This is a genomic window from Billgrantia endophytica, assembly GCF_002879615.1.
GTDB lineage: Bacteria > Pseudomonadota > Gammaproteobacteria > Pseudomonadales > Halomonadaceae > Halomonas > Halomonas endophytica.
Genome location: NZ_PNRF01000036.1, coordinates 15,688 through 27,800 on the forward strand (window position 1 = coordinate 15,688; position 12,113 = coordinate 27,800).

Sequence of the window (12,113 nt, forward strand, 5' to 3'; positions counted from 1 at the left end):
CGATGACGCCCCATGGCCACGCTCAGTCACTTTTCACCCGGTGTTGCGCAGCCCCGCGGCAATACCGGCCATGGTCACCATCAGCGCCCGAGTCAGCTCACCGCTGATGGCACCGTCCGCATCACGGTTACGTTGCAACAGTTCGGCCTGCAAGCCATGCAGGGGGTCGATATAGGGGTTGCGCACCGCGATGGCCTGCCGAATCAACGGCGTCTGCTCCAGCAGCTCTTCCTGGTCGAGAATGGTCAACAGCACCTCGTTCAGGCGGGTAAAGCGTTCCCGCAGCTGTTCGCCCAACGCCTTGAGTGCCGGCTCGTCCACCAGGCGCCGCTCGTAGTAGGTGGCGATACCGACGTCGGCCTTTGCCAGCAGCATTTCCAACATGTCGAGATAGGTGCCAAAGAAAGGCCATTTGTCACGCATTTCCCGCAGCACCTCCAGGCCACCCTCTTCATCGAGCCGCGTGCCGAAGGCTTCGCCGCTGCCCAGCCATGCCGGCAGCATCAGCCGGATCTGCGTCCAGGCAAATATCCAGGGTATCGCGCGCAGGGTTTCCACGCCGCCATCCTGGCGCCGCTTGGTCGGCCGCGAGCCCAGCGGGAGCCGACCCAGGGCGCCTTCCGGGGTGACCGCCCGGAAGTAGGGCACGAAATCGGGATCCTCGCGTACGATGCTGACGTAGCCACGATGGGCAATTTCCGCCAGGCGATCCATCTCCTCGCGCCAGTGCGGCTCGGGGGATGGCGGTGGCAGCAGCGTCGCTTCCAGTACCGCGCAGGCGTAGATCTCCATGGAGCGCAGGGCGATATCGGGCTGGCCGAACTTGAAGCGGATCATCTCGCCCTGCTCGGTGACCCGCAGGCTGCCATTCACCGAGCCCGGAGGCTGGGAAAGGATGGCCGCATGGGCTGGACCGCCACCGCGCCCCACGGCGCCGCCGCGGCCGTGGAACAGGGTAAGCGCCACGCCATGCTGACGACACACCTCCACCAGGCGCTCCTGGGCACGGTACTGGGCCCAGGCCGCTGCCAGCTGCCCGGCATCCTTGGCCGAATCCGAATAGCCGATCATGACCTCCTGGGACTCGCCGGCCAGGGCCCGGTACCCGGGCAGGGCCAGCAACCGGTCGATCACGTCGCCCGCTCGGTTGAGGTCATCCAGTGTCTCGAACAGCGGCGCAATGGGCAGCAGCACTTCGCCGCCCACTTCCTGCATCAGCAGCGCCACGGTCAGAACATCGGAGGGTTGCGCGGCCATGGAGATAATGTAGGTACCCAGCGCCTCGGGCTGCTCGTTGGCGATGACGCGGAAGGTATCCAGCACTTCGCGGCTTTCTGCCGAGCACTCCCAACGCCGCGGAATCAGGGGGCGGCGCGAGTCCAGCTCCGCCAGCAGGAAGGCTTGGCGCTGTTCTTCGCTCCAGTCACGATAGTGGCCTAGCGCCAGCGTCTCGGTGAGCTCTTCCATCACCTGGGCATGGCGGCTGGCCTCCTGCCTGATGTCGAGCTTGGTCAGGGTCACGCCGAAGACCGCCACGCGGCGGAGGGTATCCAGCAGGGCACCGTTGGCAATGGTATCCAGGCCGACATCGCACAGTGAGCGGTAACAGGTGAGCAGCGGCGCATAGAGCTGATCGCTGTTCTCGATGATGGAGCCGCCCTCGACGTTACGACCATCGAGCTCCGCCTTGGCCCAGTCTCGCGTCGCCTCGACACGGCTGACCAGACGCTTGAGCAGTTCACGGTAGGGCTCGGCCACGCCGCCCACTTCGGCTCGCAGCGCGCTGTTCGACTTCCACATGGAAAGCTCGGCCTTGAGCTGCTCCAGGTCACGCAGATAGAGATCGGCCGCCATCCAGCGCCCCAGCAGCAGCACTTCACGGGTCACCCGCGACGTGACATTGGGGTTGCCGTCGCGATCCCCTCCCATCCAGGAGGCAAAGACGATGGGCGCCGCATCCAGCGGCAGGCGTTCACCGGCCGATTCCAGCAGCAGATTGTCCAGGTCACGATGGAAGGCGGGGACCGCCTGCCATAGGGAGTTCTCGATGACGGCGAACCCCCACTTCGCTTCATCCACCGGGGTGGGGCGCTCGTGACGGATTTCATCGGTGTGCCAGGCCTGGCTGATCAACTCCTCGAGACGGCCACGGGCGCGGCTCGCCCGCTCGGGGTAATCGTGGGACGACTCGATGACCGAGAGACAGTCATCAATGGCGTCGTACTTCTGGATCAGGGTGCGACGGATGACCTCGGTAGGGTGCGCGGTCAGCACCAGTTCCACGCGCATGGTGGCCAGGCTCTCGACCAGCTTGCGCGGGGTATGTCCCGCGGCTCTGGTCCGCGCCAGCAGGTCGCCCAGCATGGGCTGGCTACCGGGACGGTAATCCTCGACCCGCCGGAAGCGGGCCCGGTAATGCTGCTCGGCGATATTGGCCAGGTTGAGGAACTGGTTGAAGGCACGCGTCACCGGTAGCAGGTCGCAATCCGGCAGCTTGCGCAGAAAATCGATCAGTTCTCGGCGGCTCTGGGCTTCGCCCTGGCGGCCGCTCTTGGCGAGTGCGCGAATGGTTTCGATCCGGTCAACGAAGCCTTCGCCGAGATCATCACCAATGGTGCGGCCCAGGCTGTCACCCAGAATGCGTACGTTGTCACGCAGGGATTCGTGCAGATCGTCGCTCATGGCCGACGTCCTCCTGAAGGCGGTTCGGGTAACGGGATATCGTGCTCTTTGGCCTGTTGCCAGTAGCGTTCCATGGTTGCCAGATCCACGTCTCGGGTAGTGACACCGCGCTCGCCCAGGGCAGTCTCCACGAAGCGGAATCGCCGCTCGAACTTGGCGTTGGTATGCCTCAGGCACTGTTCGGGGTCGGCCTTGAGGCTCCGCGCCAGATTGGTCACCGCAAACAACAGGTCGCCCACTTCCTCTATCGCATGGGCGGTGTCCTCTTCGGCCAGCGCCTGTTCGACCTCCTCGAGTTCTTCGCGGATCTTGGCGATGACGCCGCGGGCATCGGGCCAGTCGAAGCCGACCCTTGCGGCACGCTTGGAAAGCTTGGCCGCCCGCGACAGCGCCGGCAGCGAGCGTGGCACGTCATCGAGCACCGAGACGGTCGCCTGATCCGAGGCACGCTCGGCGCGCTCCTCGGCCTTGAGCGCCTCCCAGTGGCTGTTGACCTGACGCGCCTGCACCTGCTCGGCACCGACGCCAGGCGGGCGACGCGAGCCAAGGGTGCCCTCGGGAAACACATGGGGATGACGGCGCAGCATCTTGGCGGTCAGGGTGTGCACCACGTCGTGGAAATCGAAACGCCCTTCCTCGGCGGCAAACTGACTGTAATAGATCACCTGGAACAGCAGATCGCCAAGCTCGCCGGGTAGCTCATCGTAGGCACGCCGCTCGATGACGTCAGCCACTTCGTAGGCCTCCTCCAGCGTATGGGGAACGATCGAATCCCAATCCTGCCGGATGTCCCAGGGGCATCCATCCTCAGGATCGCGCAGCACCACCATCAGGGTAAGGAGATCCTCGATGCCATGACGAGCCTGGTTCATGTGCTTTTTCCCTTGCGTTTCGTTCCCTTGGCACCGCTGCGCAAGCGCTGGACCTCGATCACATTGGAGAGCTGCTGGATACGGGAGAAGAGACGACCGAGAGTCTCCAGACCATCCACCTCCACGGTGATACGCATCCGGGCAATGCCGTCCCGGGTATCGGTCAGGGTATTGACCGACAGCACGTTGACCTTGTCATTACTGAGGATGCCGGTCACGTCCCGCAGCAGGCCGGAGCGGTCCCAGGCCTGGATCTCGATATCCACCGGGTACTGGGTGCGGGCCCGCTCGCCCCACTCCACCTCGATCACACGCTGCGGTTCGTCCACTCGAAGCTGGAGGATATTGGGGCACTCCTGGCGATGCACGGTGACCCCGCGTCCCTGGGTGATGAAGCCGACAATGGGCTCACCGGGCACCGGGTGGCAACAATTGGCCATACTGGTCTTGAGATTGCCCACACCCAGTACGGTGATATCACTGCCGCCGCCCTTGCCGATATCTCGCCGCGGCTTGGCCAGCAGTCGGTCCAGCTGCTCCTGATCGTCGGTCTCGCCGAACAGCTGCTGGGCCTGATGCAACACCTGGCCGATACGCAGGTCGCCCGCGCCCAGGGCCGCATACATGTCTTCGGGGCTGGTGTAGTTGACCTTGTTGGCCAGTGTATCGAGGTCCATGTCCTCGACGTCGAGGCGCTTCATTTCACGGTCGAACAGCGCCTTGCCTTCCTCGAGGTTCTGTTCGCGCGCCTGGTGCTTGAACCACGACTGGATCTTGGCGCGCGCCCGCGAGGTGCGCACGTAGCCAAGGCTGGGGTTGAGCCAGTCGCGGCTCGGCCCACCCTTGCTGGCAGTCAGTATCTCCACCTGCTGGCCGGTCTTCAGCTTGTAGGTGAGCGGTACGATACGGCCGTTGACCTTGGCCCCGCGGCAGCGATGGCCCACCTCGGTATGCACCCGGTAGGCGAAATCGATCGGGGTGGCGATGCGTGGCAGGTCGATGACATGGCCATCGGGGGTGAACACATAGATGCGGTCTGGCGCCACGTCGCTGGAGAGCCCTTCGCGCAGGTCGCTGAAGTCGCCGACCTCCTCCTGCCACTCGAGCACTTGGCGCAGCCAGGCGATCTTCTCCTCGTAGCTCGAGCTCTTGCCCCCGGTGTCGTGCCCCTTGTAGCGCCAGTGGGCACAGACGCCAAGCTCGGCCTCATCGTGCATGGCGAAGGTACGGATCTGGATCTCGAGCACCTTGTTCTCGGGGCCGAGAACGGCGGTGTGCAGGGACTGATAGCCATTCTTCTTGGGGTTGGCGATGTAGTCGTCGAACTCGTTGGGCACATGATGCCAGCGGGAGTGCACCAGCCCCAGTACGGTATAGCAGTCGGCCACTTCCGGTACCAGGATGCGCACCGCCCGCACGTCATTGACCTGGGAGAAGTCGATATGCTTGCGCTTCATCTTCCGCCAGATGGAGTAGATATGCTTGGCGCGGCCATTCACCTCGTATTCGGTGATGCCCTGGGTCTCGAGCAGCCCATTGAGCGTCTCGACCACGTCATGAATATAGCGGTCTCGATCCAGTCGCTTTTCGGCCAGCTGGTGGGCAATGGCCTTGTAATCGTCCTCATGAAGATAGCGGAAGGAGAGATCCTCCAGCTCCCATTTCACCTGGCCGATACCCAGGCGATGGGCCAGCGGCGCGTAAATGTCGAACACCTCGCGCGCCACCTGCAGGCGCTTCTCCCGCGGGGCATCCTTCGCCTGGCGCAGGGCGCAGGTACGTTCGGCGATCTTGATCAGCGCCACGCGCACATCGTCGATCATGTTGACCAGCATCTTGCGCAGGTTGTCCTGCTGGTCGTGCTGCACCATGCCCTGGCTCGGAGTCTGGACATTGCTGATCGCAGCCATCTGCAGCACACCTTCGATCAGCCCCGCCACCTCACTGCCGAACCGCTTGGCGACAGCCTCGGTGGACACCAGCCCCTCACGCACCGCCCGGTACATCACGGCGGCTTCGAGGGCCGACTGGTCGAGCTTGAGCTGGCCAAGGATGTCGGCCATCTCGAGCCCCATCCGGAAGCTGGAGGCTCCCGGCAGCCACGCCTTGTGAGGGCGCTCCGCTTCCTGGGCCAGCCGTTCGGCCAGTTCGCAGGCCTCACTCATTTCCTCAGGGTCACGCAGCTTGACGCCTTCCTGCAGGCGGGTAAGCCAATGTCCGATATCGACTTTGCCAGCATCCGTCAAAGGCTGGTCGTCACGCACTTTCACCATCTTTCTAGGCTCCTTGCGATGGCGGCTACCGTTCGCCGTATTCGAACAACAGGATGGATTCCAGGTGCGAGGTGTGCACGAACATGTCGGCTACCGCAGCCCGCGTAATGCGATAACCTCCATGCACAAGTCGTGCCGTATCACGAGCCAGAGTTGCAGGATCGCAAGCGATGTAGACCAGGCGCGCCACGGGGTGTTCCACCAGGGCGCGACTGACGGCATCTGCTCCGTCACGGGGCGGGTCGAGAACCACGGCATCGGGCGCATGTCTCGCCAGCAGCGCCGCCACGTCCGTCTCATGGTTCAGATCTGCCTGGCGGGCTTCCACCGCCAGACCATTGAGTCCTGCATTGGCGTTCAGCCGCCCGACCATGCCGGGGCTTCCCTCGACCGCCGTGACCCGGGCTCCCGCATCCGCCAGCGACAGGCTGAAGTTGCCGATCCCGGCGAAGAGATCCAGTACGCGCCGCTCCTGAAGCGGCGCCAGCCACTCGCACACCATCGACACCATGGTGCGATTGACCTCCTCGTTGACCTGGAGGAAATCGCCGGGGGCGAAGCGTAGCTGCAGCTCACCCGTGGCGCCCGGCAGGCGATAGGCGAGCAACGGCTCGTCGGACAGCCATTCGAAGGTCGGGGCATCGCGGCCTGACAAATGCCCAACCGCCACATCGTGAGACTGGGCGAAGGCCTGCCAGCGCTGCCTGTCGGCGGGGTTCCCGCGCAGTTGCCGGACAACCACCACCGCGCTTCCGTCACCATGGGCGAGCTCCAGGTGACCAACCTGGCGCGGCGCATCCAGGCTCATCAGCAGCTCGCGCAGGGGACCCAGCAAGCGGGACAGAGGAAGCACCAAAACGGTGCAGGTTTCCAGGTCCACCAGGCGGCTTGCATGGCGGGCACGAAACCCCAGATGTACCTGGCCCTCGGCATCCACCTTGACGCCAAGCCGGGCTCGACGGCGATATCGCAACGAATCACCCGCCAGAAGCTCCGGTGGGGAAGGCAGTACAATACCCTCCCGGCCCAGCAGGTCGACCAGTACGGCTTGCTTGTGTTCACGCTGGCCCGGTATCGCCAGGTGCTGAAGATCACACCCCCCGCACTGTGCATAGTGAGGACACGGGGGCACGACCCGACCCGGTGAGGCCTCCAGCAGCTCCCGCACGTGGGCTTCGTCATAGCGCTTGCGTGAGCGATGCACGGCCACTTCGAGCCGCTCACCCGGCAGCGCGCCGTCGACGAATAGTGCCTTGCCGTTCGTCAGCCGCGCCACGCCGCGGCCATCATGGGCCAGGCGCTGGATCGTGACCGCCTCTCCGTCACGACCGGGGGAATGGGCCGGCATTCCCGCCGTGCGGCCCTGGAGGCCTGAAACGCCGGAACGCTGCCGCGGTGGGCGGCGTTTGCCAAGCATTGCCACATCACATCTCCGGGGCAAAGAGGCCGGTGGAAAGATAACGGTCGCCACGGTCGCAGACGATGAACACGATAACGGCATTTTCCACGTCTTCGGCGATGCGCAGAGCGCCCGCCATGGCGCCACCGGATGACACGCCGGCCAGGATGCCTTCCTCCCGGGCCAGGCGACGCATATGCTCCTCGGCCTCGTGCTGGCCGATATCGAGCACCCGGTCGACCCGCGTGGCATCGAAGATGCTCGGCAGGTACTCCCTGGGCCAGCGGCGAATGCCGGCAATACTCGCCCCGTCTTCCGGCTGCAGGCCCACGATCTGCACATCGGGGTTGCGCTCCTTGAGGTAGCGCGACACACCCATGATGGTGCCCGTCGTGCCCATGGAGCTGACGAAATGAGTGATGGAGCCGCCGGTCTGTTCCCAGATCTCCGGGCCGGTACCACGGTAGTGGGCCAGGGGGTTGTCCGGGTTGGCGAACTGATTGAGCGGCTTGCCCTCCCCCCTGGCAATCATCGCTTCGGCCAGATCACGGGCCTCTTCCATGCCGCCTTCCTTGCTGACGGTAATCAGTTTGGCGCCGAAGGCCGCCATGGCCTGCTTGCGCTCGCTCGAGGCACTCTCGGGCATCGTCAACACCATTCGGTAGCCCTTGATGGCTGCCGCCATGGCCAGTGCGATGCCCGTATTGCCCGACGTCGCTTCGACCAGCGTGTCGCCCGGTGAGATATCCCCCCTGGCCTCGGCCTGTTCAAGCATCGACAATGCCGGACGATCCTTCACGGAACCGGCGGGGTTGTTCCCCTCCAGCTTGGCCAGCAGGGTGTTGTTCCGACCCGCCGCGATACGCTTCAGGCGCACCAGCGGTGTATTGCCGATGACGTCCTCGATGGTGGGAAAATACATGTAACCGTCCTTAGGGTAACGTCTTTTCAACATTATATCCGTGCCGCCACCCACTGGACAGGCATCGCGTTCTGCTGTGGCATACTGGGCCATGTTTCGTCGTGATGAAGGACTGTCGATGTCGCTCGGAAATCGCTTGACACTGTGGATTCTGTGTCTGCCGCTACTGGTGCTCATGGCGGCGGCGGTGCTCGCTCTGTATCAGGATACAGAGTGGCGCAAATCGGCACTGCGTGACCGCCTGACAATAGCTGCCGAACTACAGGCGCCAGTACTGGCCCACGCGCTCATGGAGGAAGAAGGGCAGCGCCTGGAGAGCACCGCCCATCGTCTTCTGAACATCGAGGAGGCCCGTGGAGTCGGCCTCTATACCGACACCGGCATGACGATTCTGGAACTGGGACGTGCCCGGGCCCAGGTGGCCTTGGCACCACCACAGGAGACCCGGCTGGATACCCGCGGGGACCTGTGGCGTCTGCTGGTACCGCTGGGACTGGGCGAGAACAACGACGCAACAGCGGGTCAGGTCTGGCTGGAAATCGACATCGATACCCGAGCATTGACCTTGGGTCACTATCGGCGCCTGGCCAGCGCCGGCCTGGGACTGCTGATCCTGGGACTGCTGCTGTTCGTACTGGCCTCTTCACTGGGGCGACGGCTCGACGCCAACCTGAACGATGCCGCCGAAGCGCTGCGCCGGCTGAGAAATGGGGACTTGCATGCTCGGCTGGCCGAGAATGGCCCCCCTGAGCTCAGACGGCTCGCCTGGCACGTCAATGCCCTTGGTGACGAGCTGGAGCACTCCCGGGACAATATGCAGCGTCAGATCGAGCAGACTACCGCTGACCTGCAGGAATCGATGGAAACCATCGAGATCAAGAACATCGAACTTGACCTGGCTCACCGCCGCGCGCTGGAAGCCAACCGGGTCAAGTCGGAGTTCCTGGCCAGCATGAGCCACGAGATTCGCACGCCGCTCAATGGCATCGTCGGCTTCTGCCGCCTGCTTGGCCGATCCAGGCTGGAACCACGCCAACGCGAATGGCTCGACCAGGTCCAGGTCGCCTGTGACAACCTTCTGGCATTGGTGAACGACGTACTGGATTTCTCACGCATGGAAGCCGGCCGGCTGGAGCTGGACCGTGCCGAGCTGGACATGGTGGCACTGATCGATGAAGCCCTGGGACTCCAGGCCCCGCTTGCCCATCAGAAGGGCCTGCATCTGCTGGGCCTGGTCTATGACGACGTTCCCTCCCCCCTGCGCGGGGACCCACTGCGTATCCGACAGGTACTGACCAACCTGATCCACAACGCCTTGAAGTTCACCGATCAGGGCGATGTGATCGTACGGGTGATGGTCGACGAAGTCGCCGGCCATGGCCAGGTACTGCTTCGCATCAGCATCAGTGATACCGGTGTTGGCTTGACCCCCCAGGAGCAGAACGAATTGTTTCAGGCATTTCGACAAGCCACGCCGGGGCACCCACGCCAGTATGGCGGCTCCGGCCTGGGGCTGGCCATCAGCCGTCAACTGGTGGAACAGATGGGTGGCCGTCTGAGCGTCGAAAGCGCGCCCAGCCAGGGCTCCACCTTTTCCTTCACGCTGCCCCTGGACGTGGTCGGCGGTGTGGAGATGGCTCCGCAACGTATCCTGGACGGTGAACGTGTAGCGCTCTATGAACCCCATGCGCCTACCCGGCACGCCCTGAACCACCTGCTGACCCGCTGGGGTGCCCAGGTGCTCGAGGTTCCCCACCCCGAGGTGCCGGCGCCTCCTCCCAACCTGCTGGTGGCGGGCCTTCCAACCGTGCTGTCGGAAACGGTCATCGAGGAGTGGCAGACTCGACTTGACACCTGCCCCTGCCCCGCTCTGCTGCTGGTGAACGCAACGCCTCTTGAACTACCGAACCTGACGTTGCCAATGGGCGGGGAAATACTCTGCAAGCCCCTGTCACGCCAGCTTCTGGCTGACTCACTACGCCGCTGTGGCTCGCCTCAGGCAGCGAGCAGAAAGCCACGAAGTGGCACACGACTGCTCATCGTGGATGACAATGCCAGCAATCGCCGCCTGCTCAGAGAGCTGCTGCAGCGTCCGGGCCTTTCCATCGAGGAGGCGGGGAGCGGACAGGAAGCCATGGCGCTGGCCGAGAGCGAGCCCTTCGACCTGGTATTGATGGATATCCGCATGCCGGGCATGGATGGGGTGGAAACCACTCGGGCGCTGCGCAGCCTGGGCAAACACTGGGCGCACTGCCCGATCATTGCGGTAACGGCTCATGCCCTGGAGGACGACCGACAGCAACTGCTGGATTCAGGGCTGCAGGAAGTCCTGATCAAGCCGGTGGATAGCATCGAACTGGAAGCCATTCTTCAGAGACACCTGCGTATCGCTCCTCCTCCCAGGTTGGAATCCGATGCCCCCAAAGGGAGTGAACCGGCGGCCAGCGGTGAACTGGCGGTCGTGGATATGGCGCTGGGCACCCGGCTGGCCAACGGCAACGAATCATTGGCCCGGGAGCTGCTGGGAGAACTCGCCAACTCGCTGACGAGCAGCGCCTCGGAGTTGCGATCCGCCCTGGCAACTGGTGAGGAAGGGCCCCTGCTGGATGCCGTGCATTCACTGAATGGCGCTTGCCGCTACTGCGGGGCACCGGAACTGGCCCTGGTGGCAGAAACGCTGGAAACCCGGATACGCTCCCGGGGCACGACCGACATTGCCTCGTTGGTCGATGAACTGTTCCGGGCCATGGACCGGCTCCAGGCATGGCACGCCCAGCAACAGGGTCAGCCCTCGAGCACCACCATTGCCAGCGCCAACTCGTTCTCGTCGCTCAACGACAAATGAATCGTCTTGACGCCCACCGCATCGGCAAGCTCTTGAGCCTTCCCAGCCAGTAACAGGGACGGTCGGCCCAGGGCGTCATTGACCACCTGGATGTCGGTCCAGCGCATGCCATGACGCAGGCCAACACCCAGCGCCTTGACGAAGGCCTCCTTGGCAGCGAATCGCTTGGCCAGGAAAGGGGCCTTTTCGGCGCGCCCGGCCAGGCGCTCACGCTCCAGTTCGCCGAGCAAGCGCTCGGCGAACCGCTCGCCATGACGCACCACGGCAGCTTCGAACCGGGCTACCCGGGCGATGTCCGTGCCAATGCCGATGATCATCCGGCGACACCGTCGTCCTCGTGATGGTGGTGGTCATGTTCTTCGATGGCGGCCAGCAGCCCCGCCTCCTGGCCGGCGATGATCAATCGTTTCATCTCGGCCACGGCCTCCCGAAGGCCCACGAACAGCGCCCGGGCAATGATGGAGTGGCCGATGTTCAACTCGTTCAGGCCGGGAATCGCCGCAATCGCTTCGACATTGTGATAGTGCAACCCGTGGCCGGCATTGACGATCAAGCCGAGCTCAAGCGCCATGTCGGCAGCGGCGGCAAGCCGCGTGTGCTCGACCCGCGCCGCCGCGCCACTCAGCTCGGCATAGGCACCGGTATGCAGTTCGATCGCCGGGGCACCCGCCCTTGCCGCCGCCTCGATCTGCGCCGGATCAGGATCGATGAACAGCGAGACCTCGCAGCCGGCCGAGGCGAGGTGCCGACAGGCAGCTTCCACGGCCTCGAAGCCGCCGACCACGTCGAGCCCGCCCTCGGTGGTGAGTTCCTCGCGCTTTTCCGGCACCAGGCAGACATGAGCCGGCCGTATCTCGCCAGCCAGGGTCAGCATCTCATCCGCTACCGCCATTTCCAGGTTCATGCGTGTATTGAGCACTTCGGCCAACAGACGGACATCGCGCTCCTGGATATGACGGCGGTCCTCACGCAGGTGTACGGTAATCCCGTCGGCACCTGCCTCTTCCGCCAGCAACGCCGCCTGGAGCGGGTCGGGATATCGTGTACCACGAGCCTGTCGCAGCGTGGCGATATGATCGATATTGACGCCAAGCAGTATGCGCGGGGGATGCATGGTCTC

General features: G+C 64.2%; 8 protein-coding genes. 1 reads left to right on the top strand and 7 read right to left on the bottom strand.

What is annotated here, in order from left to right; all coding sequences use genetic code 11:
• Positions 1-33: 33 nt before the first annotated feature.
• The 5 genes from ppc to cysM are packed head-to-tail and all read right to left on the bottom strand — an operon-like array spanning position 34 to position 8,148.
• Positions 34-2,682 carry a phosphoenolpyruvate carboxylase gene (gene ppc / locus C1H69_RS17175; protein WP_102654608.1) on the bottom strand — a complete coding sequence of 883 codons (2,649 nt, stop codon included), beginning with the start codon at positions 2,680-2,682 and terminating at the stop codon, positions 34-36.
• Positions 2,679-3,554, bottom strand: a complete 876-nt coding sequence (gene mazG, locus C1H69_RS17180) for a nucleoside triphosphate pyrophosphohydrolase (protein ID WP_102654609.1) — start codon at positions 3,552-3,554, stop codon at positions 2,679-2,681. The genes ppc and mazG overlap by 4 nt, the downstream gene beginning before the upstream one ends.
• Positions 3,551-5,827 carry a GTP diphosphokinase gene (gene relA / locus C1H69_RS17185; protein WP_102654610.1) on the bottom strand — a complete coding sequence of 759 codons (2,277 nt, stop codon included), beginning with the start codon at positions 5,825-5,827 and terminating at the stop codon, positions 3,551-3,553. Before relA ends, mazG begins: the two co-directional genes overlap by 4 nt.
• 25 nt (positions 5,828-5,852) lie before the next feature.
• The gene (locus C1H69_RS17190; RefSeq protein ID WP_102654611.1) at positions 5,853-7,250 is read right to left on the bottom strand and encodes a TRAM domain-containing protein; all 1,398 of its coding nucleotides are present in this window, start codon (positions 7,248-7,250) and stop codon (positions 5,853-5,855) included.
• A 1-nt stretch (position 7,251) separates the two neighbouring features.
• A complete protein-coding gene (gene cysM / locus C1H69_RS17195; RefSeq protein WP_102654612.1) occupies positions 7,252-8,148 on the bottom strand; it encodes a cysteine synthase CysM in 897 nt (298 codons plus the stop codon).
• A 136-nt stretch (positions 8,149-8,284) separates the two neighbouring features.
• Here cysM and C1H69_RS17200 point away from each other — a divergent pair, with 136 nt between their 5' ends.
• Positions 8,285-10,993 (top strand): response regulator, encoded by a 2,709-nt coding sequence (locus tag C1H69_RS17200; RefSeq protein ID WP_338066184.1) that lies wholly within the window; start codon positions 8,285-8,287, stop codon positions 10,991-10,993.
• On the opposite strand, the gene acpS is transcribed toward C1H69_RS17200, so the two are convergent.
• Both acpS and pdxJ read right to left on the bottom strand, forming a co-directional pair.
• A complete protein-coding gene (gene acpS / locus C1H69_RS17205) occupies positions 10,933-11,310 on the bottom strand; it encodes a holo-ACP synthase (protein ID WP_102654614.1) in 378 nt (125 codons plus the stop codon). The two genes, C1H69_RS17200 and acpS, sit on opposite strands and share 61 nt — an antisense overlap.
• On the bottom strand, positions 11,307-12,107 hold the full coding sequence (pdxJ, locus tag C1H69_RS17210) for a pyridoxine 5'-phosphate synthase (RefSeq protein WP_102654615.1): 801 nt from the start codon (positions 12,105-12,107) through the stop codon (positions 11,307-11,309). Before pdxJ ends, acpS begins: the two co-directional genes overlap by 4 nt.
• Between the last annotated feature and the right edge of the window lie 6 nt (positions 12,108-12,113).

Coding starts and splice junctions, on each gene's coding strand:
- ppc (WP_102654608.1), bottom strand. CDS start 2,682: ATGAGCGACGATCTGCACGAATCCCTGCGTGACAACGTACGCATTCTG.
- mazG (WP_102654609.1), bottom strand. CDS start 3,554: ATGAACCAGGCTCGTCATGGCATCGAGGATCTCCTTACCCTGATGGTG.
- relA (WP_102654610.1), bottom strand. CDS start 5,827: ATGGTGAAAGTGCGTGACGACCAGCCTTTGACGGATGCTGGCAAAGTC.
- cysM (WP_102654612.1), bottom strand. CDS start 8,148: ATGTATTTTCCCACCATCGAGGACGTCATCGGCAATACACCGCTGGTG.
- acpS (WP_102654614.1), bottom strand. CDS start 11,310: ATGATCATCGGCATTGGCACGGACATCGCCCGGGTAGCCCGGTTCGAA.
- pdxJ (WP_102654615.1), bottom strand. CDS start 12,107: ATGCATCCCCCGCGCATACTGCTTGGCGTCAATATCGATCATATCGCC.